Genomic DNA, 20,661 nt, shown 5'->3' on the forward strand with positions numbered 1-20,661 from the left:
GCATGCGGACACACTTTTCTTTACTTAACCCTGGTTTTCCGGTACTTATGGGCGCGGTATTGGCTCTGCCTGCGCTCATATCGATGAGCTATTCACTTGTGGCCAGGCTATAGCTCATCGATATGTGAATACCTCATCGATGAGTGAATACCACCCATGAGCCACCCACGCCCGCAAGCCACCCACGATCCACCCACGAGCCACCCATGAGCCACCCACGAGCCACCCGCACCCGAATCCCCAAACCCCAAACCTCAACGCCTCAGTATTCGAAACATCTCAAACTCGCAATATCTGCCTAACGGTCTAGACTGTGGAACCATGATTCGTACTGAGTCCATTCTTGACCTTGCTACCGTAGCCTCGGGGCAGTCCCACGCCGACGCCCTACAGGGCTCCATCGATTTGGCGCAGACAGCGGAAAAGGCCGGGTATCAGCGTATTTGGTACGCAGAGCACCACAATATGAACTCCATCGCATCCTCGTCGCCGGCCGTTCTTATCGCAGCCGTGGCTGCAAAAACCGAGAGCATCACCCTCGGCTCCGGCGGCGTCATGCTGCCGAATCATGCACCGCTGACGGTCGCGGAGCAGTTCGGCACGCTCGCGAACCTGTACCCGAATCGCATCGAGCTGGGGCTTGGCCGCGCTCCGGGCACTGACCAGGCCACTATGCGTGCGCTGCGTCGTGACCCGCGCTCTTCTGATTCCTTCCCGCAGGATGTGCAGGAGCTGCGCGGTTACCTCTCCGACGAGTCGCTGATTAAGGGCATCAACGCGATTCCGGGCCGTGGCACCTACGTGCCGCTGTACATCCTGGGCTCCTCGCTCTTTGGTGCTCAGCTCGCGGCGGCGCTCGGCTTGCCGTACGCGTTTGCTTCGCACTTCGCGCCGGACGCGCTTCGCGATGCCATCGCGGTCTACCGCGAGCAGTTCCAGCCTTCTGAGCAGCTGGATAAGCCGTACGCTTTTGCGGCCATGAATGTGATTGCGTCGGAAAGCGAAGAAGACGCACAGCAGCAGTACTTCGCTACCCGCAGGAACATGGTCAGGCGGTTCCTGAGTCGCGGTGGGCATCACCTCACTGACGATGAGGCGGAGATTCTGATGGATACCCCGCAGGGGCGTCAGGTGCAAAATATGTTCCGTCACACGGCGGTCGGCACGGTGGCGCAGGTGCGTGAGCAGATTGCGCAGTTCGGTGAGTACTCGACGGCGGATGAGCTGATTGTGGCTCATCAATCGCTGAAGGTTCCTGACCGGCTGCGTTCGGTGGAGCTCACCGCGGAGGCCGCGGGGCTGACGGCGTAAGGCTCCAGGCCCCGACCCCCGAGGCGCGCGGCCTTAAACTGACCCGCTTACTCCACTGCAGCCAGCGGCAGCGACTTTTCGCTGGCAATCTGCATGATTTCGGCGTTGGTGCGCTCGCGGAGGAAATCCGCAAGCTCCTCGCGGTTGCTCGCGCGTGTGGCCTCGGTCAGGGCGGCGGCAAAGTGCGGCTCCAGCGCTGCCACGGCCACGTAGCCGTCGGCGCTGGGGTAGAGGCCGTACGTCCACAGGCCGCCACCGAGTAGTCCGCCGGGCGCCGTCATGCCGTACTTCAGCGGCGCGGCACCGGTCTCACCAGCCTGCTTCAGGCCGATGCGGCAGTGCAGTCCAGACTGCTTTACGACGTCCGCCCCAGCACCTGCCCGCTTAATCAACCCGGCAAGGGCAGCGGTGACCGCAAAGTGCGCGCCCAGAATGTCGCCCAACAGCACCGGCGGCATGGCCGGGGGCGTGAGGGTTCCGGCCTCCGCCTGGTAGGTCAGGTCATGGCCAGGGGTTTCTGGAGCTTCGGTATCACCGACAATGTCGATATGTACCGGCCCATTCGGGCGCTCGTGGAGGCCCGCCAGCCCCATGCGTTCCAGCGCGGAGGGGCGAACCGAGGTGATGACCACATCGGCCTCATCGATCAGCGAGCTCAGCTGTGCGCGACCCTCATTGCTCTTCAGATCCGCCTGGATAATCTCGTGACCTGCGGACATAGCTTCATACCAGGAGCGGCCGAAGGCGCCGAGCGGATCGCCTGTTGGTGGCTCGACCTTAATCACCCGGGCGCCTAGCTGGCCCAAGTGCTGAGCGGCCAGTGGTCCCGGTACGTTAATGGCGAAGTTGACGACAGTGATGCCTGCGAGGCTGGTGTGCAGCTCGGGGGAAAACATAGTTCCACACTAGAACACATCTATCTGTCCGCCGACGCTTTCGGCCAACTTCAACTGGTTGATCCAGCCGCCCTCGCCGACGCGCAGTCGGAAAATCGGGCGGTGAGCAGGGCGGGCCTCGTAGCGGACACGGGCAATCTGACCGGTTTTGGCCAGGTCCATAGCGGTTCCCTCGGTGGCCAACTGGGTGCGCGCGGCGGTGAGGCGCTCGATGACGTCGTCAAGCGCGGCGAGCACGGGTTCGGTGTTGTTCTCACACCAGGACATGACCATGTCGGGAGCAGCGGCGGCGACGCGGGTGCAGTCGCGGAAAGAGCCGGCTGCAAGCGAAATGGCCAGGGGGCCACCGGCTTCACCGGCGGCGGCAATTGCGTAGGCCGCCAGGTGTGGCATGTGGGAGATGCGGGCGACGCTGGCATCGTGGTGATCGCTCAGCGCTGGAATGAGCTGACTGCCAAGAGCTGCTCCCAAGTTGGCGACCTGCGAAAAGACTTCAATCCACCGCTCCGGGACGGGCTCGCCCGCAGCGTCGGCAGCGGCTGCCAGGTCGTAGGTGATGACCCAGGGGGCGCCGTCGAAAAGCCCTTCGAGTGTGGCGGACCAGCCTGCCTGCGCGGACCCCGCCATTGGGTGCGCGCCGACGAAGCGTTCCTCCATCCCGCGAGCGGAGACCTCGGCGGCGACGGCCGCCTTCACGGAGACCACATCCGTGATGCCACAGCTGGGGGCGTGCTCGTTGATGGCGTCGAGCATCGTGCCGACGACTGTCATGGGGGTGCCGATTACGATGAGCGCGCGGCTGGCCTCCGCGCGTTCGAGCGTGGCTTGAAGATCTGTACTGGCGTCGAATCCCTCCTTCGTGGCTTCCTTGACCGTCGCGGACGAGCGATTCCAACCGAAGCATTCGACGTTATGGGCCCGCAGGTCGCGCATCATGGAGCCACCGATGAGGCCCAAACCGAGGATGCATACCGCGGGTAGTTGTGCAGCTGACAGGGAGGACGAAGCAGGGGAGGGGGACTCGAAATTGCTCACCTGACAAGCATGACATACAGCGACTAGCGTTGTGGGTTATGAGCACGACCTTTTCCGGAGGGTACACCTCCGATGACGACCGCTCCTTCGCGGTTGCCGTAACTATGGGGGAGCGCGGTTGGCGCGTCGTCGACCTCGGGGACGACGCCACCGATTCGCTCGCTGACGCCGCACAGGCGCTGCGCAATCTGCGTTCGGAACGCGCTGCTGTCGGAATGCTCAATATCGACGACGACTATTTCATTCTCGTGCGCCAGGGCGTTGGGTCGCTGCGCGTAGCGCTTTCCGACGCTACCGCTGCCGTGACCGATGACATCGCGGCAGATGTGTTCGACGAGCTGGATCTGGATATCCCCGACCTCGACGAGGACGAGCTCGACGATGTCGATGCCTGGGCTGAGGGGGACATGGATATCCTCGCTGACCTGGGCTGTTCGGAGGAAGCCCTGGAGTCCATCTGTGACGATCAGTCGCTGTGGGCGTCCGAGCAGCTTCTGGCCATTGCCGAGGAGTTGGGGTGTGCCGAGGAGCTAGCCGATGTCGCCGACCTGGATTACGACGGCGACGATGACGACTACGACCCCTATGACGACTAACTCTGAGAAAGGTCATTTGCACGAGAGGCCAAGCGCGCTTGCGGCCAGCCAGCCAGCTGGTCGGCCAAGCGCCCTGCCCCGTCGAAAACAGGACATTTTCGACGAAGAGTGGATGCGCCTGGCTATCGCCGAAGCTGCTCACACGGCCCCCGGGGATGTGCCGGTGGGAGCTGTGGTCGTGGATGCCGGGGGCAAGGTTGTGGGCCGGGGTTCGAACCGTCGGGAAGCTGATGGTGATCCGCTTGCCCACGCCGAAGTCATTGCGTTGCGCGAGGCCACCCGCGCTGTTGGTGACGGCTGGCGGCTGGAGCAGTGCACGTTGGTCGTGACACTTGAGCCGTGCGTGATGTGCGCCGGCGCGTGCGTCATGGGGCGCGTGGGGCGTGTGGTCTTCGGCGCGTGGTCGCCCAAGACCGGCGCGTGCGGCTCTATCGCCGATGTCATCCGCGATCCCGCCCATGCATTCACGCCGCAGGTGCGCGGGGGTGTGCTTGCCGACGAATGCTCCGTTTACCTGCGGGAATTCTTCGAACGGCAACGGCAGTCGGAAGCATGAGCGGGGTCACAGTTAGGTCACAATTCCCGCTGTGGCCGTGACGAGTCTTCATTTTCACGTACCGTCGGAACTAGTGGGGCTGCTAGACGGTGGCTCTAAAGAATAGATAAGTCGTTTACATAGGAGGCTTACATAATGAGCGAGCTGCAGAACAAGGCCGACGAGTTGGGCGGCAAGGTTAAGGAAGCTGCCGGCGACGCCGTTGGCAATGACGACCTGTCAAACCAGGGCAAGGGCGAGCAGGCTGCGTCCAAGGTCAAGCAGGGTGCTGAGGACCTGAAGGACAAGGCTACTGAGACCTTGGGCAAGCTGACTGACAAGTAAAGCGCTTAGCTCTCGGGTAGAGATAACCCCAACCTTCTCCGCTTCTGATGTGCGGAGACGGTTGGGGTTCTTTGTGTTTCGATGGCCGGCTGTCAGCGTTGGGGCTGGCTACAGCTTCTGAGCTACCAGGTCATCCAGTGGTTCGGCGGACAGAAGGTACGGGGCAATCTCGAAGACGGTGCGGGCACCAGTCTCGCCAGCTTGCTTCAGGCGGTAGGCAGCGCGACCGTAGGCAACCTGGACGGCAGCGGTGAAGTCGGGGTTGCGCTCCAGTTCGAGACCGAACTCGATGACGTGACCGGAGGTACCGGCCTGGCCACGGGTAATGACCTGGCCGCCGTGCGGCATGCCCTGGTGGTCGCGGTCGAACTCCTCTTCAGAGATGAAGTCCACGATGGTCTCGTATGGGGCAAAGTAATCCGGCATGGTCACGATAGTTTCGCGAATCTGCTCCTTGAGCTTGGCATCCTCGTCGGCGTCGCCGGTTTCCTCAGCGACGACGAAGCAGTGGCGCAGGTGGCACTCGTTACCCTTCAGGTCTGCACCCTCGCCCTTCTTTACGGCCTCGATGGCTTCCGGGTTTGGCTTGGTGTACTGGACACCCTTTTTCACTCCCGGCACGCGACGCACGGCGTCGGAGTGGCCCTGTGACAGGCCCGGTCCCCAGAAGGTCATCTGGTCTGCTCCCGGCAGGATGGCAGCGCCCAGGACGCGGTTCAGGGAGAACAGGCCCGGGTCCCAACCAGTCGAAATCATCGCGATGTTGTCACCTTCGCGCGCGGCGGCGTCCATGGCCGCACGGTGCTTCGGAATCTCGTGGTGGTTGTCGTAAGTGTCGACCGTCGTAAAGCTCTTTGCCAGCTCAGGGGCCTGCTCCGGGACATCGGTGGCCGAGCCGAGGCACACGAACAGGACATCTACCTCGTCCTTGTACTTTTCGACATCCGCCGCCGGGAGTACGCGGGCCTCCGTGTCCAGCGAATCGCGGCGGGAGAAGACACCGACGAGCTCCATGTCCGGCTGATCAGCGATAACCTTTTCGACGCTACGGCCCAAGTTGCCGTAGCCGATGATGGCGGAACGAATCATGAGGGAGAACCCTTTCTGTGAGGCTGTACTTGTGTATTCAGTTTCTAGATTTCAAGCTACAGACTATTCCTTCATATCTCAGCCGGCTTTGGCTGCCCCGAATAGCGCGGTGATTTAAGTGGATAGTGCAGTAGATGGAGTGATTTGGGGTGGCGGGGGTTGTGGTTCTGTGTGAACGGCTTGGCGAAGGACCGGCGGTGTCGACTGTGCGGACAGCTGAGCCTTTTGACCTGGGGATTTGGTAGATAAAGGGGCTACCTGTAACGTTTTCTAGCGGTGACGTGTCCGAGCGGCCGAAGGTGAAGCACTCGAAATGCTTTGTGCGGTAACCCCGTACCGAGGGTTCAAATCCCTCCGTCACCGCCAATGAGACCCCCGGTGGTTCCTTTAAGTAGGAGCCCCGGGGGTTTTGCATTTAATCGGCCCAGATTGCCTGGGTGTGGCGGGGGTGCAGGAGGTGTCCGTCGTAAAGCGGTAAATGGCGAGGCGTCTGACCTGGAGCGCCGAAATCACAAAAATAACATCAGTAACACGCACCCCATTGTTCACGTTTATCCGGGAAGTCCGCTACTCTTAGCAAAAGTATTTCCGGTTTTTATGTCGTGCCCGCCCCCAGTGACTACGCCAGCGCCAGAGTTGACGTCGGTCAATCCGGGGTGGTCGCTAGCATCGGAGTAGCGAAGAGGCTTCGAACTGCAGGTGAAGTCCGAGGGAGTGCTTGGTTAGCGCGAACTCGGGGGAAGCGGCAGTTGGGGCGGTCCAGGCGAATATTAGACGTAAGGGAAACTTGACATGGCAAAGGCCTTGTTCAAACTCGGCAGGTTCTCCTACCTGCATAAATGGACTGTGATCATCGCGTGGTTGCTGATTTTGGCGGGGCTGGGCGGTGCAGTTGCCGCATTCCAGAAGGGGTTCATCGACCAGTTCTCGATCCCCGGCATGCCGTCGGCAACGGCTTCTCACGTGATTGAGGAAAAGTTCCCCGATGTTCCGAACCCAATTCGAGAGCAGCGTGTCTATGTCGCCTTCGAGGCTCCCGAGGGGCAGAGGCTCGATGACCCACAAAATAAAGAAGCTGTTGACCAGGTTATTAATGGCATTCGCGACAATGTCGGCCAAATCTCCGATGATTTGCAACTCCACAACCCGGTAGACCTCAATCCGAAGATGCAGGCGATGGTCAAGGAACAGGGCATGGCTGCCGGCCTGCCCAAGGATGTTGCCGAGGCCGACGCCAATGCCCTGCGTACCGTGTCCGATGACGGTCGCTACGGTATTTCCACCTTCGTTTTCGACGCCAAGATGCCGCAGGACATCGAACCGGAGAATATGCAGGCGCTTCTCGACGCAATGCAGGCCGGTCGTGACGCCGGTATCAAGGTCGAGGCCTCTGGCCCGGGCATGCAGCCCGCGATTGAGGTAGCTCCGACCTCGGAGATTATCGGTGTGACCGTGGCATTTATCGTGCTGGTTGTCACCTTCGGATCTCTGGTCGCTTCGTTCCTGCCTATTGTGACGGCGGTAGTGGGCATTATCATCGGTGTCTTCGGCGTGACATTGATGACCGCATTCACCGACGTCAACTCGATTACCCCGGTACTTGCCGTCATGTTCGGCCTGGCTGTCGGTATTGACTACGCACTGTTCATCCTCTCTCGCTACAGGGCAGAAAGAGCCCGAGGGATGACCAACGAAGACGCCATCGGCATGGCTACCGGTACGGCTGGCTCCGCTGTGGTTTTCGCCGGCCTCACCGTGATTGTCGCGTTGGCAGCGCTGACGGTGGCCAAGGTGCCGTTCATGTCTCTGATGGGTATTTCGGCGGCAATTACGGTGGCCTTCACAGTGCTGGTCTCTCTGACCCTGCTGCCGGCAGTTATGTCTCTGCTGGGCGACAAGGTCTTCGCTGGTCGCGTGCCCGGTGTTGCCGGCAACCCCTCGCGTAATGCGCGCAAGGGACGCCGCTCTTCCTTCTTCGGTGAGATGACGATGGGGCGACGTTGGGTCACTTTCGTGCACAAGGCCCCAGGGTTGTTCCTGGTCGGCTGTATCGTCTTGCTGTTGGCATTGGCCTACCCGGCCATGCACTTGAAGCTGGCGCTGCCGTCCGACTCTACTGCGGCTAAGGACAGCACGAACCGCAAGGCCATCACCATGATTGAAGAGGGCTTCGGTGCGGGACGTAACTCTCAGCTCATCATTATTGCCAAGTCGGACGATGTGAAGCCCGATGCACCGGTGCTCAAACCACTTATCGAGTCCCTGAGACAGACCAACCCGGAACTCTCTGACATCGAGGCCGCCCGCAAGGCTTCCTATAGTTACGCTGTCGACCAGTTCAAATCCAACGTCGGTGTCGAGCACATCCAGATGATTGGCATGAATCATGACGGCACTGCGGTCAAGATGATTATGACCCCGAAGTCGGGTCCACTCGATCCTGCGACCAAGCAGCTGATGAACGCGGTGCGCGATCAGCAGAAGCAGATTGAGCAGACCACCGGCCTATTCACCGGTGTCACTGGTCTGGTTCCTATTGAAATTGACATCACCGACCGCCTCCAGGGCGCAATGCCGCTCTACTTGGGCGTTGTCGTGGGTCTGGCAGTGATCCTGCTGCTGATGATTTTCCGTTCCCTGATGGTGCCGTTGACTGCGGGTGTGGGCTTCTTGCTCTCTGTCGCAGCCGCATTCGGTGTCACAGTGGCATTTTTCCAGGACGGCCTCTGGGGCGTGATTAGCACTCCGGGTCCGCTGGTCAGCTTTGTGCCAATCTTCCTCATCGGCGTGACGTTCGGTTTGGCCATGGACTATCAGGTCTTCCTGGTTTCCCGCATGCGCGAGCATTACACCCACAACAAGGGTGAATCCTCACCAGAGTCGAAGTACAACGCGGTCGAAGAATCGGTCGTTGAGGGCTTTACTCTCGGCGCTCGTGTGGTCACTGCCGCTGCGATTATTATGATCTCCGTCTTCGCGGCTTTCGCCGGGCAGCCCCTGGCGATTATTAAGGTATTCGGCTTCGCGCTGGGTGCCGCAGTGCTTTTCGACGCCTTCGTTATTCGCATGACCTTCATCCCGGCATCCATGTTCCTGCTTGGCCGCGCTACGTGGTACATGCCGAAGTGGCTGGACAAGGTGTTGCCTTCTGTGGATGTCGAAGGCTCTGCCCTGGAAGAGGTTTCCGAGGAGCTGGTGGAGAAGGGCCGCCGCGAGCGTATGGCTCGCGGTGAGTCCCTGTTGCCCGAAAGCGAAGGTGCTGGGCGTGGCTTTGGCGACACGGACGCTGACGAGGACGAAACAGACAGTGCCGATGGTGAAGTTGGTGCTGGTGCAGCCGCTGCGGCGGGCGCGGCGGGCGCGGCGGGCGCAGCAGGTGGTACCGCTGTGGCGGTTGCGACCAAGAAGCGTAACCGCTGGATTCCGAAGCGGAAGAAGGCAAAGCTGGAAGAGCTTGAGCCCGCTGACCAGGCGGAGCAGGCCGAACAGCCGGAGCGCTCTGACCAGGCTGAGCGAGCCGAACCGTCCGCCCCGACGGCACCAGCTGAGCCGGAGCAGGCCGAACAGCCGGAGAAGCCGACACAGCCGGAGCCGACAGAACAGCTCATGCAGTCCGCGCCAGCTGAACCAACTGACGCCCAGCCGAACCCGGAAAATGCTAAGGACATCGAGGTCCGCCCGTACTTCAGCCCGGCTCGTAAGCGGAAGAAGATTACGGTTGCGGAACTGATGAAGCGCGAAGGACTCGAAGAGGAAGCGCCACGTCGTAGCCGCGCCGTGTGGGACCCGGAAAACGCTGCCCAACCCGAGGAAAATGACAGCGCTGAGTAACTTGCGAATAGCACCCAGGTAACCTCAATGCATTAGCACTGGACCACAACCAAGGAGCTTCATGTCGCAGTCGAGGACGACGGGCTTTGACGTCGTAAAGCAAATCGAAGGCGCGCGCGGACGTGCTGGCACCATCCACACCCCGCATGGCGATATTGCTACGCCGGCGTTCATTCCGGTCGGCACGAAGGCGACCGTGAAGACGCTCACGCCCGAGCAGGTGCGATCCACCGGCGCGCAGGCCATGCTGTCGAACGCGTACCACCTGTATCTGCAGCCCGGCGAGGAAATCGTCGACCAGGCCGGCGGGTTGGCAAAGTTCTCCAACTGGAACGGCCCGACATTCACCGACTCCGGCGGATTCCAGGTGCTCAGCCTCGGCGCGGGCTTTAAAAAGACCCTCGCGATGGACGTCACCGGCATGCAGAAAGACGACATCGTCGCCGAGGGCAAAGAGCGCAACGCGTTTGTCGACGAGGACGGCGTGACTTTCCGCTCGCACATCGATGGCTCCGAGCATCGCTTCACGCCGGAGGTGTCCATGCGTATTCAGCACGCGCTGGGCGCCGACATCATGATGGCGTTCGACGAGCTCACCACGCTGATGAACACCCGCGGCTACCAGGAGGCATCCGTCGAGCGCACGCACCGCTGGGCGCGCCGTTGCCTGGAGGCTCACAACGAGCTGACGATTTCGCGCGGTCAGGTCGATGCGCATGTTCATTCGCTTGACGACGGCCAGTTGCCCATCCAGCAGTTATTCGGTGTCGTGCAGGGTGCGCAGTACGAAGACCTGCGCCGCAAGGCCGCCCGCGGGCTGGTGGAGCTCTCCCGCGAGTTCGAGGATGCCGGCCAGCTCGGCTTCCACGGCTATGGCATTGGTGGGGCGATTGAGAAGCAGAACCTGGGCCTGATCTGCGGTTGGGTCAACGACGAGCTTCCCGACGACCGCGCCCGCCACCTGCTGGGGATTTCCGAGCCGGACGATATTTTCGCCGCTGTCGAGGCCGGTGCCGACACCTTTGACTGCGTGGCTCCGACCAGGCTTGCCCGCCGTGGTGGTGTGTACACGCTCGATGGCCGGATGACCTTGACGAATGCCCGCTTCAAGAACGACTTCCGCCCCGTGGATGCGGAGGTGCCCTCCTACACTTCGCTGAATTATTCCCGGGCCTACCTGCATCATCTGTTGAAGGCCAAGGAGTACCTGGCTGGCACGCTGTGCACGATTCACAACCTGTTTTTCATGGTGCAGCTGGTGGAGAACATTCGCGCTGCGATCCTGGAGGACCGGTTCTTCGAGTATCGCGATGAGTTCATGGGCCGCTACTACGCCAACGGTGGTCGTGCGGTGGGGAATTAGGGGCCGGCTGGGCTGGGGAGTGCTTGGGTCGGTTGGGCTGTGGCTGGGCTGGGGCTAGGCTTCTGCCTTTTCGCACTTCACGACAGCCATGTCACCTCGTGCCATCTGTGGAGGTGGCATGAGGTGACACCAGTGGCGTGAAGTGGAGGCAGGGCGGCTGGGGGGCGGGCAGCCAGACCGCGCCCGAGCCAGAGCCAGCGGGAGTTTCGAGGGCTGTTAGCAGCAGCAAGAAAAACTTTCGTCGATGGATTGTAACCTTTCGTTTCGGTTGGGCCGTCTAAAGAAGTGAAAAGCGAAGAAGAGCTTCGCTGGAAGACTTCGAGGGAAGAGGCCCACAATGAGCGAGAACAACACAACTCAGAACGAGAACACCACCGACACCACTGCAACCGACACCACCACACAGTCAATGCAGGGCACTCAGGCAACCGGCAACGGTTACAACCTGGGCCGAGATGTTGACAACGATGGTGTGAACGACGTCAACCACTACCAGGATGCAACTGGCGCTAACTTCGCCACCCACTACGACCAGCAGGGCAATACCGTCATGGAAGAGGCCGATCTCGACGGCGACGGCTACTACGAGACCACCGCTCGCCCAATTGATGGCGACACCGTTCAGTTCCAAACTGATGCCACCGGCGACGGTCAGATGGATGTCTCGCGATACGCCGACATGTACGGTCATACGTACCAGCAGTGTTGCGGGTCATGACGTTGTAGTCACGAATCGGGGATGAAGGAACGGGTCCCTGACCGGCACGATGGGTGGTGCTGAAGCCGTCCATCCGCTGGAAGAGACCCGTTCCATGACCCACCGTAATTCGCCGCTGACCCCTGCCGGCAGGCTCCGCCTGGTTGAACGTGTCGAAACCGATGGCCGTCCCATCGCCCACGTCGCCGCCGAAGCAGGCATCGCCCGCTCCACACTCACGAAGTGGGTCAACCGCTATCGCGACGACGGCATCGAAGCTCATCAGGACCGCTCCAGTGCTCCGGCCAGGCGTCTATCGCGGCTGCCGACCGAGGTCCTCGAACTCATCGACGCCTGGCGACGGGACCGCAAGTGGTCTGCTCGCCGCATCTCCCTGGAACTCGCCGGCCGCGGCTACCACTACTGCGTCCGCACTATCGGCAGATGGCTGCAGCGGCTGGGGATCTCCCGCCGCCGAGACCTCGACACGACAGGGGAGAACAACCGAGAGAACGGGAAGATCATCGCCCGCTTCCCGGGCCACATGCTCCACCTGGACGTGAAGAAGGTCGGCCAGATTCCCGGCGGTGGAGGCTGGCGACTCCACGGCCGCGGCAGCACCCGAGCACGCCACCAGCGTGTGGGCTACACCTACCTCCACTCCGCGATCGACGGCTACTCCCGCCTCGTCTACACCGAGGCGCTCGAGAACGAGACCGCGGCGACCACCATCGCCTTCTTCTCCCGAGCCCGTGCTCTCTTCGCTGCGCACGGCATCAATCGCCTGGTCCGGGTGGTCACCGACAACGGCGCCAATTACCGCGCGAGGACCTTCGTGCGCACCGTGACCGTGCATGCTTCACGGCATCAACGGACTCGGCCCTACACGCCGCGGCACAACGGGAAAGTCGAGCGCTATCAGCGGATACTCGCCAAGGAATGCCTCTACGTCCACGCCTTCTACTCCGAAGACGAGCGGCGCGAAGCAATCAGCGTCTGGGTCCACCACTACAACTATCATCGGCCGCACACCGCCTGTGCTGACCAGCCCCCGGCCACCCGCGTCCACGAACGTGTCGACAACGTCATGACCTCATACATCTAGATCAGCCCCGCCGCGCCCTCGAACCGACTTCGCTCACGGCATGCCCTCACTCGAACGGCCACAGGTGTGCTCCGTCGGTCGTGGACTGACGGAGCACACCGATCGGTGCGGTGGGGTTCGCCCGGCTACCGATTGCCGTGATCCGGGGCAGGCGTGTGTCGGAGCTGACTGTCCATGTCCTCGAGCTCGATGCCCGCCGTCTCCTTGACGAGGTGCTTCACGAGGAAGAACGACGCGAGGGCGCTGAGTGCGTAGAAACTGTACGAGCCGGTCAACGAGATCGCCGCTATCACGGGGAAGGTGGTCGAGATGGCGAAATTCGACAGCCAGTTCACGGCGGTCGAGACGGCCATCGCCCCGGCACGGATTCGGTTGGGGAACATCTCGCCGAGCAGCACCCACATGACCGAGCCCCAGGTCGCGCCGAAGAAGGCGACGAACAGGTTGGCGCTGACGAGGGCGGCCACACCCCAGACGCCCGGCAGCAGGACCTCACCAGCGACGGTGGTGATCGCCTGCGAGAACGCGAGTGCCATGACCCCGAGGGTCACCGCCATGCCGAGTGACCCGGAGAGCATGAGCAGGCGCCTGCCAACCTTGTCGATGAGCAGGAGCGAGAGCACCGTCGCGCCAATGTTGATGAGGGAGGTAATCGCGGTGATGAGCAGTGCGTTCGACTCATCGAATCCGACCGAGCGCCAGAGGGCGGTCGAGTAGTAGAAGATGACGTTGATACCGACGAACTGCTGGGCGGCCGCGACGAGGATGCCTACCCACACGATCGGCTTGAGCCCGAACGCCCGACCCGCGAGATCGCGTAGCGATGCGCGGTGGTCCGTCTGCAGCGAGCCACGAATCTCCTCGATCTTCGCGCGTGGGTCGGCCAGGCCCGTGCAGGTCCTCAGCACGTGCTCGGCGTCCGCGTCGCGCCCGAGGCCGACGAGGTATCGCGGTGACTCCGGCACCCTCAGTGCGGCGACGCCGTAGGCGATGGCCGGAACCGCCTCGACGATGAACATCCACCGCCACGCGGGCAGGTCGAACCAGAGAGGGTTCGCGGCACCGCCGGCCTGCCACGCCAGGCCGGCATCGACGAAGAGCGAGACCGCGATGCCGGTGACACCCGCGAGGCCCTGCATCGAGACGAGGCGCCCGCGCATGTGTGCTGGAGAAATCTCGGCGATGTAGGTGGGGGCGATGACGGAGGCGGCGCCGACTCCGAGACCGCCGACGACCCGCCACACGATGAAATCGGTGATGCCGAACGCGAGGCCAGTACCTATCGCCGACGCGAGGAAGAGGACGGACGAGGTGAGCATGACTGGCACCCGGCCGACGCGGTTCGACAGCGGGCCGGCGAACCACGCGCCGATGACGCAACCGAGCAGGGCAGAGGAGACCGCGAAGCCCTTGAGGCCACTGCCGAGGCCGTAGTGGTCGGCGAGCGCGTTGATAGCCCCGTTGATGACGGCCGTGTCGTAGCCGAAGAGGAAGAAGCCCAGCGCTGCGGTCACCGTGACCAGGACGAGCCTCTTGCTCACCGATGCCGAGGGGGTCGATGCCATCACTGCTCACTCCCCTTGAGCACACGGCAGATCTGGGCCTCCCAGGGGCGCAGCCGCTGCAGGACCGCACCCTCGGGCGGCTCGTGGTGAGTCCCGAGTATCAGCTCGGCGGCACCGACGGCGCCGCCGAGAGCCGCAGCGACATCGAGCTCCTCGTCGGAGAAGTTCGCGACCACGATCCATCGCTCGTCGCCGAGCGTCCGCTCGAAGGCGTACAGGTACTCGTGGTCGCGGGCGAGGAGGCGGTAGTCACCGAAGACCACGATGTCACTGCTGTGACGCAGCTCGATGAGGCGTCGGTAGTGGGCGAGGACCGAGTCCGCGTCGTCGATCTGAGCCTCGACGTTGACCTCGGAGGTGTTCGGGTTGAGCGGCAGCCACGGAGTACCGGTGGTGAATCCCCCGTGCTCCGACGCGTCCCATTGCATGGGCGTGCGAGCGTTGTCGCGGCCGTTCTGGCGCAGGCCCGCAAGGAGCCGTTCCGGCAGGACACCCAGTGCCCGGCCGTACGCCCACGAGTTGTGCGCATCGATGTCGGCGAACTGCTCGATGCTCGTGAACGGGTAGTTGCGCATGCCGATCTCGTCGCCCTGGTAGACGTATGGCGTCCCACGGTGCAGGTGGAGAACCGTGGCGAGCATCTTCGCCGAGGCGACCGCGTGCGCCGGCGACCGGGAACCGAAGCGGGAGGCGACGCGGGCCTGGTCGTGGTTGCCGAAGTAGAGACTGTTCCACCCGGAACGGCCCAGTCCTTCCTGCCAGCGTGCCATGGTCGATTTCAGCGCGAGCAGGTCGAACGGCCTCGGCTCGTACCGTCCGCCCCAGCCGGGCGCGTGATCGACGTCCATGTGCTCGAACGTGAAGATCATGCTGAGGCGGGGGTGCTCACCGCCGGTGACGGCGAGCCCGTCCTCGACGGTAGCCCCCGGCATCTCGCCCACCGTGAGCAGGGTCTTCTCGGTGGTGTCGAACACCTGGTCCCGCAGCTCGTCGAGGAACTCGAGCATTCGTGGCCCGCAAGTGTACTGCGAGGAGGCATCACCGTAGTGGCTCGAGTGCGGCGTCGGCACGTCCTGCAGCGGATACCTCTTGGAGATGAGGTTGATGACATCGAGGCGGAACCCGTCGACGCCGCGGGCGAGCCAGCGGCGCAGCATCGCGTAGAGCGCTTGGCGAACCTCCTGGTTCTCCCAGTTGAGGTCGGGCTGCTCCGGGGCGAAGAGGTGAAGGTAGTACTCACCGCTCTCCTCGTCGTACGTCCACGTCGGCTGGGCGAAGAAGCCGAGCCAGTTCGTCGGCTCCGCGCCGGGCGTGCCTGGTTCCACCCCGTCCCTCGGGGGCCGCCAGATGTACCAGTCGCGTCGAGACGACGAGCGCGTGCTGCGCGACTCCACGAACCATGGATGGTCGATCGACGTGTGGTTGAGGACCACATCGATGATCACCCTCATACCACGGCGGTGGATGTCGGCGATGAGATCGTCGAGGTCCCCCTCGGAACCGAAGCGCGGGTCCACCGCCTCGTAGTCACTGACGTCGTACCCGTTGTCCGCCATGGGCGAGGGGTAGAAGGGCGTGAGCCAGATGACGTCGACCCCGAGGCTCTCGAGATAGTCGAGGCGCGAGCGGACACCCGCGAGGTCCCCGAGACCGTCGCCGTCGGCGTCGGCGAAGGAACGCACGTAAATCTGGTAGACAACCGCCTCGTGCCACCAGGCACGGCTGTTCGTGGGCATGCCAATCTCCTCCATTGGAAACTTAAGCGCATAACTAATATTAGGGTGGAGTCGCGCACCCGACAAGGGTCGGCAGTTCATCCGGTTCGTGATCCTCGTCATGGAGGTGAGGCAGTGGTGCGACGCCCGACGTTGGCGGACGTCGCCTCCGCATCCGGCGTGTCCACGGCAACCGTGAGCTACGTCCTCAACGACAAGCCCGGTCAGAGCATCCCGGAACACACGCGCGAACGCGTGCGTGCCGCCACCGCCGAGCTCGGCTACGTCCGATCGGGTGCCGCCCGCGCGCTCGCCCGGGGACGCAGCGACCTCGTGCTGCTCGTCGTCCCCGACGTCCCGGTGGGCCCCGTCCTCGTCGGGCTGCTCGAGCGACTGACCACGGCCTGCTCACGCGTCGGCCTGCACCTGCTCGCCAAACTCTCGTTCGCAGGTGACGACCTCGGTGCTCTCTGCCGGGAGCTGCTGCCGGCAGCCGTCATCGTCCTCGTCGACCTCGACCCCGAGCGCATCGACCCGATCCGTGAGCTACGGATCCCCGCGGCGCGGGGGGACGGTCTCGCACTCATCGGCACGGGACGCCGACGGAGTCCACGACGTGCCCGTTCCGACTGCGGCGGTCGGACGCGCCCAGGCCGAGGCGATGGTGGCCGCCGGACGTCAGCGGCTCGCGTACGCGCTCCCGGCGGACCCTCGCCTCACCGGCCTGGCCGAAGGGCGCCTCTCCGGGGTGACGGCCGTCTGCCGCGAGCTGGCGCTGCCCGATCCCCTGATCCTGGGGTCCCGAGTGGCGCGGTATCGACGGCGGAGCTCCGCTCGTGCGTCGAGGCCGGTGTCACCGGGGTGTGCGCCCACAACGATGACGTCCAGGTGCCCCTGAGGCTCAGTGGAAGTCCGGCGGTAAGTCTTAAAAACTAGACCTAGCTCTACTGCGCGAGGCAGTCTCAACCGGCATCATGGAGGGCATGATCACGGTTGAACGACTCAGCAAGAAGTACGGCTCGAAATTAGCCGTCGATGACCTGTCCTTCACCGTTCCCGACGGTGTAGTGACAGGTTTTCTCGGCCCAAATGGCTCCGGCAAGTCCACCACCATGCGCTGCATGCTGGGCCTCGATGCCCCGACCACGGGCCAGGCCTTGTTCACCGGAACGGATTCGCAGGGCAACACCTACAGCAACCAGCCGTTTTCCACGCTGAAGAATAAGCCCAGCGTCGCGGGCGCAATCCTGGATGCGACGTGGCACAACAAGGCTCGTTCGGGCCGCGCTCACCTGCGGGCCCTCGCCCGCGGCGCCGGCATCCCCGACACCCGCGTGGAGGAGTGCCTCGAGCAGGTCGGTATGACCGAGGCGGCGAAGGACAAGGTCGGCGGCTATTCGCTGGGTATGAAGCAGCGTCTGGGAGTGGCGGCGGCTCTGCTCGGCAAGCCGCAGCATCTGATCCTGGATGAGCCGGTCAACGGCCTCGACCCCGAGGGTGTCTCGTGGATGCGCCACACCATCAAGGCCCTGGCCGCACAGGGCTGCGCGGTTCTCGTGTCGTCGCACCTTCTTTCCGAGATGCAGCTCACCGCCGACCGCATCGTCGTCATCGGCCGCGGCCGCATGATCGGCGAATACAGCATGGACGAATTCCTCGCCGACGGCACGGTCATCGAAGTGGAGGTCGACGATCCGGCTCGGCTGCTGCAGGCGTTGGGGCCGGTGGCGCGTGGGGTTGACGTCGATAAGCAATTGCGCATTCCGCTTTACGACGGCATCAGCGAGCAGCAACTCCGCCGCGACATTGCGGCCGCTGCCCTGCGTGAGGGGTTGTTGGTGACGCGGTTGCACACGAAGCGCGACAACTTGGAGGAGAAGTTCCTGGCTGCGACCCAGGAATCGCAGGAATACCGCGCGCAGGCGATTGGGCAGTAGGGGAGTGACTGAGATGAGTTTTGGAAACGCTTTGCGGTCGGAGTGGACGAAGCTAGCCAGCCTGCGTGGCACGTGGGTGTATGTGGTGCTGTTGGTGGGCTCGATAGCTGGGCCGATGGCGGCTTTCAGTATGGCGGCGGACGCTGGTGCGACAGCTGATTGGGAATTGCTGTTGTTGGGGACGGTGATCTTCAACATGATTGTGATTGCCTTTGGTGGCTCCACCCTGGCGGGTGAGTACAACGATCAGATGAATGCGCATGCGTTCTTGACGCAGGACCGAAGGAGCTCGTGGCTTTCGGCGCGGATGACGCTGACGCTTGTGTTGATTGCTGTCTGTTGGGTCATCGGTGTGGCGCTTGCGTGGTTGGCGGTGACGGTTTCGCCGCGCGTCGAGTTCAAGGGCGGCGACGCTGCCCCGGACATTCTCGCCGGAGTGCTCGGCTTTGTTGTGTTTGGGCTGATCGCGATGTCGCTGGGTGTGTTGACACGCTCGCGCGTTGCCGCTGTCGCTATTCCGCTGGTGTGGATCCTGGTAGTGGAGAGCATGCTGGAGTTCGCGGCGCTCGCGTATGCGATTTTCCGGCCCCTGTGGCTGGTCACGCCGGGTGCACGCATTCAGCAGTTGTCAACGCAGCTGGGCGGTCTGATGGCAAACCCGGAGAATCCACGCACTGGGTTTGAAGCAGGCATGACGCAGCCAATGTGGTTCAACATCGTGGTGCTGGTGGCCTGGATCGTTGTGGCTGTTGGCGTTGCTCTTTGGGCCAATGCCAAGCGGGATGTGAAGTAGGTTTCGAATGATTTCGAATTCGCTGTAACCTTTTAGCGCCGAGCACACGTCTAACAACATGTACCGAGTTTTTCAGGCTCGGGTGATGTTGTTAGGCGTTTTTTAATTGGCGAGGTGGATAGCGGTGAATTCTGGGAATGCCGTCGACGAGGGCAATGAGAAGAACTCCGTCGATGAGGATAGGACCCAACTACATGTGGGTATTGGTTCCGCCATCATAGGTGTGCTGTGTGTGATTGGAGCCGTAGTTGTCTTGAGCACAGGCAGCACGTCGACTGAAGAAAATGCTGAACCAGTGAATACGGCGAACGGCAGTACATCGACGGAGGAGACCACCAATCCGTCAGTTGCAGACATCGAGGCGGGACCGACCGAAGATCTACGTGTTTATCATCTGGTCAGTGAGGATTCGTCTCCTGAGGAAGCGAGAGCGGTAGAGGATATTATTTCTCGCTTCCCCGAAGATCTTCAAAATTCTGTACACAACTGTGAGTATTTTTCCAAAGATCACGACGATATTCTTTGTGAAGTAAAGCTCAAATCGCCTGCTGATTATTTTTTCTATTCTTTCGGTGATGGCGGACTGATTCAGTTTGGTATTGGAGACGATTTGACGAATTCGGCTGCAAAAGCGACCCATGATAGATATTTGGAAAATAATCCTGAATTTCCGGTTATTGTGTCGCAAGATGGCAAGAAATCAGCCTATGGGCACTGTGACGATGAAGAAGACGGCGATTGCCACCTTTTGTATGTCGATACTGTCAACAAGCTAACTATTAAATCGAGATGGGTTAAATCGTCGAAATCAGCCCTAGAGTTTGTCAAATACTTCAAATTGCTCGACTAAAAGTAGGCCTGATATTCGGTCTGGATATCAGAACTTATTCGTTATGGTAGGGCGCCCAGCCTGGAGCAATTTGATTTCAGTGATGGAATGGAAAATATGAGTGTCGAAAAAATTAACGATAGTACGTCGCAATCTTGGCTAAGAAATAAGCAAAAGTCGATTATGGTTGCAGGAATCATGATTGCACTCTTAGGAGTATGTAGTTTACTTGTCGCATCTTTTGTGCAAATCGGGGTAAATGCATCTAGTGAAGCCGAAGCGGGAACATCAAATGGGTCTAGGGTAAATCAATCGAATGGACAAGACGCATTTCCGCTTATTCAAGAAGACCTTGCGCCTGAAGATGTACCTCAAGTCAAAAGTATTATCGTTCAATTCCCAGACGATATTAAAGAATCGGTATTCGAGTGTTATGGTTCGAACCCTAATCAAGTCATATGCACTATAAATCCTAAAACAAAATTAGGATCTTACTTCAATCATGGAGACAGAGGTGCAGTAATGAGTTTTGGCACTAATGAAGCGGACGCTGCCGAGATGGAAGGTAAGATTTATTCTGCTGCTCGAGAAAGTAAAGTTAAAGGCTTTACAGATACTCGATTCTTCGTATCTGAGGATGAGCAAAAATCTGCATTTGTGTATTGTTCTGGGTCGCCTGATGGCTGCAAATTTATGTATTCGAACCGCGAGACTGACTTGCACATGGGCTCACTGTGGCTAAAATCATTTGATGCAGTTGAAGATTTTCTGGAAGACTACGAACTACTCGATTAAAGGGATGGGCATTGACCCCGTTGAATGCAGGTCTAACAACATGTCCTGAGTTTTCAGGCTCGGGTGATGTTGTTAGACGATTTCTATTTCGCAATGTAGAAGCGGTGAGTTCTGCGAATAGCGATGATTCGAATTGAATCTCTTCGGGAAGTCAGCGGAATTATGAAGTGATAATCCTCAATCGCTACGCAGTCAAAGAGTTTCTCGTCGCTAACGAATTGATG

The 20,661-nt window shown here is 61.2% G+C and carries 18 protein-coding genes and 1 tRNA gene; 14 read left to right on the top strand and 5 right to left on the bottom strand.

Annotated elements, in window-relative coordinates:
- Positions 1–321 precede the first annotated feature (321 nt).
- Positions 322–1,311, top strand: a complete 990-nt coding sequence (locus HMPREF3130_RS01745; protein WP_070429196.1) for an LLM class flavin-dependent oxidoreductase — start codon at positions 322–324, stop codon at positions 1,309–1,311.
- 47 nt (positions 1,312–1,358) lie between these two features.
- On the opposite strand, the gene HMPREF3130_RS01750 is transcribed toward HMPREF3130_RS01745, so the two are convergent.
- Positions 1,359–2,207 carry a CoA transferase gene (locus HMPREF3130_RS01750; RefSeq protein ID WP_070429197.1) on the bottom strand — a complete coding sequence of 283 codons (849 nt, stop codon included), beginning with the start codon at positions 2,205–2,207 and terminating at the stop codon, positions 1,359–1,361.
- Between the two features lie 9 nt (positions 2,208–2,216).
- Entirely contained in the window at positions 2,217–3,242 is a 1,026-nt protein-coding gene (locus HMPREF3130_RS01755) for a prephenate dehydrogenase (protein ID WP_070429198.1), read from the bottom strand.
- Positions 3,243–3,280: 38 nt separating this feature from the next.
- Between HMPREF3130_RS01755 and HMPREF3130_RS01760 the strand changes: the two genes are divergently transcribed.
- From HMPREF3130_RS01760 to HMPREF3130_RS01770, 3 genes are all read left to right on the top strand, one after another.
- Complete coding sequence (locus HMPREF3130_RS01760) at positions 3,281–3,838, top strand: tRNA adenosine deaminase-associated protein (protein WP_070429199.1); 558 nt, start codon at positions 3,281–3,283, stop codon at positions 3,836–3,838.
- A complete protein-coding gene (tadA, locus tag HMPREF3130_RS01765) occupies positions 3,780–4,394 on the top strand; it encodes a tRNA adenosine(34) deaminase TadA (RefSeq protein WP_083276320.1) in 615 nt (204 codons plus the stop codon). Before HMPREF3130_RS01760 ends, tadA begins: the two co-directional genes overlap by 59 nt.
- A gap of 135 nt (positions 4,395–4,529) precedes the next feature.
- Complete coding sequence (locus HMPREF3130_RS01770) at positions 4,530–4,718, top strand: CsbD family protein (RefSeq protein ID WP_070429201.1); 189 nt, start codon at positions 4,530–4,532, stop codon at positions 4,716–4,718.
- A 108-nt stretch (positions 4,719–4,826) separates the two neighbouring features.
- Here HMPREF3130_RS01770 and HMPREF3130_RS01775 read toward each other — a convergent pair whose 3' ends face one another.
- On the bottom strand, positions 4,827–5,807 hold the full coding sequence (locus HMPREF3130_RS01775) for a diaminopimelate dehydrogenase (protein WP_070429202.1): 981 nt from the start codon (positions 5,805–5,807) through the stop codon (positions 4,827–4,829).
- A 275-nt stretch (positions 5,808–6,082) separates the two neighbouring features.
- Between HMPREF3130_RS01775 and HMPREF3130_RS01780 the strand changes: the two genes are divergently transcribed.
- From HMPREF3130_RS01780 to HMPREF3130_RS01800, 5 genes are all read left to right on the top strand, one after another.
- Positions 6,083–6,173, top strand: a tRNA-Ser gene (locus tag HMPREF3130_RS01780).
- Between the two features lie 426 nt (positions 6,174–6,599).
- A complete protein-coding gene (locus HMPREF3130_RS01785) occupies positions 6,600–9,638 on the top strand; it encodes an MMPL family transporter (RefSeq protein WP_070429203.1) in 3,039 nt (1,012 codons plus the stop codon).
- 61 nt (positions 9,639–9,699) lie between these two features.
- Positions 9,700–11,001 (top strand): tRNA guanosine(34) transglycosylase Tgt, encoded by a 1,302-nt coding sequence (tgt, locus tag HMPREF3130_RS01790; RefSeq protein WP_049172440.1) that lies wholly within the window; start codon positions 9,700–9,702, stop codon positions 10,999–11,001.
- 337 nt (positions 11,002–11,338) lie between these two features.
- A complete protein-coding gene (locus HMPREF3130_RS01795; RefSeq protein WP_070429204.1) occupies positions 11,339–11,719 on the top strand; it encodes a hypothetical protein in 381 nt (126 codons plus the stop codon).
- Positions 11,720–11,813: 94 nt separating this feature from the next.
- A complete protein-coding gene (locus HMPREF3130_RS01800; RefSeq protein WP_070429237.1) occupies positions 11,814–12,803 on the top strand; it encodes an IS481 family transposase in 990 nt (329 codons plus the stop codon).
- 125 nt (positions 12,804–12,928) lie between these two features.
- On the opposite strand, the gene HMPREF3130_RS01805 is transcribed toward HMPREF3130_RS01800, so the two are convergent.
- Positions 12,929–14,368, bottom strand: coding sequence for a sugar porter family MFS transporter (locus HMPREF3130_RS01805; protein ID WP_070429205.1), 1,440 nt, complete (start codon positions 14,366–14,368; stop codon positions 12,929–12,931).
- A complete protein-coding gene (locus HMPREF3130_RS01810; protein WP_070429238.1) occupies positions 14,368–16,104 on the bottom strand; it encodes a glycoside hydrolase family 13 protein in 1,737 nt (578 codons plus the stop codon). The genes HMPREF3130_RS01805 and HMPREF3130_RS01810 overlap by 1 nt, the downstream gene beginning before the upstream one ends.
- Positions 16,105–16,149: 45 nt before the next feature.
- Between HMPREF3130_RS01810 and HMPREF3130_RS01815 the strand changes: the two genes are divergently transcribed.
- From HMPREF3130_RS01815 to HMPREF3130_RS11205, 5 genes are all read left to right on the top strand, one after another.
- Positions 16,150–17,019 (top strand): LacI family DNA-binding transcriptional regulator, encoded by an 870-nt coding sequence (locus HMPREF3130_RS01815; protein ID WP_168157907.1) that lies wholly within the window; start codon positions 16,150–16,152, stop codon positions 17,017–17,019.
- 38 nt (positions 17,020–17,057) lie between these two features.
- Positions 17,058–18,020 (top strand): ABC transporter ATP-binding protein, encoded by a 963-nt coding sequence (locus tag HMPREF3130_RS01820; protein WP_210387117.1) that lies wholly within the window; start codon positions 17,058–17,060, stop codon positions 18,018–18,020.
- Positions 18,021–18,033: 13 nt separating this feature from the next.
- Positions 18,034–18,813, top strand: a complete 780-nt coding sequence (locus tag HMPREF3130_RS01825) for an ABC transporter permease (protein WP_070429207.1) — start codon at positions 18,034–18,036, stop codon at positions 18,811–18,813.
- Between the two features lie 124 nt (positions 18,814–18,937).
- Entirely contained in the window at positions 18,938–19,663 is a 726-nt protein-coding gene (locus tag HMPREF3130_RS01830) for a hypothetical protein (RefSeq protein WP_141737766.1), read from the top strand.
- A 96-nt stretch (positions 19,664–19,759) separates the two neighbouring features.
- Complete coding sequence (locus HMPREF3130_RS11205; protein WP_141737767.1) at positions 19,760–20,437, top strand: hypothetical protein; 678 nt, start codon at positions 19,760–19,762, stop codon at positions 20,435–20,437.
- Positions 20,438–20,661: the final 224 nt, after the last annotated feature.

The sequence above is a fragment of the Corynebacterium sp. HMSC14B06 genome (genome assembly GCF_001807075.1).
GTDB lineage: Bacteria > Actinomycetota > Actinomycetes > Mycobacteriales > Mycobacteriaceae > Corynebacterium > Corynebacterium jeikeium_D.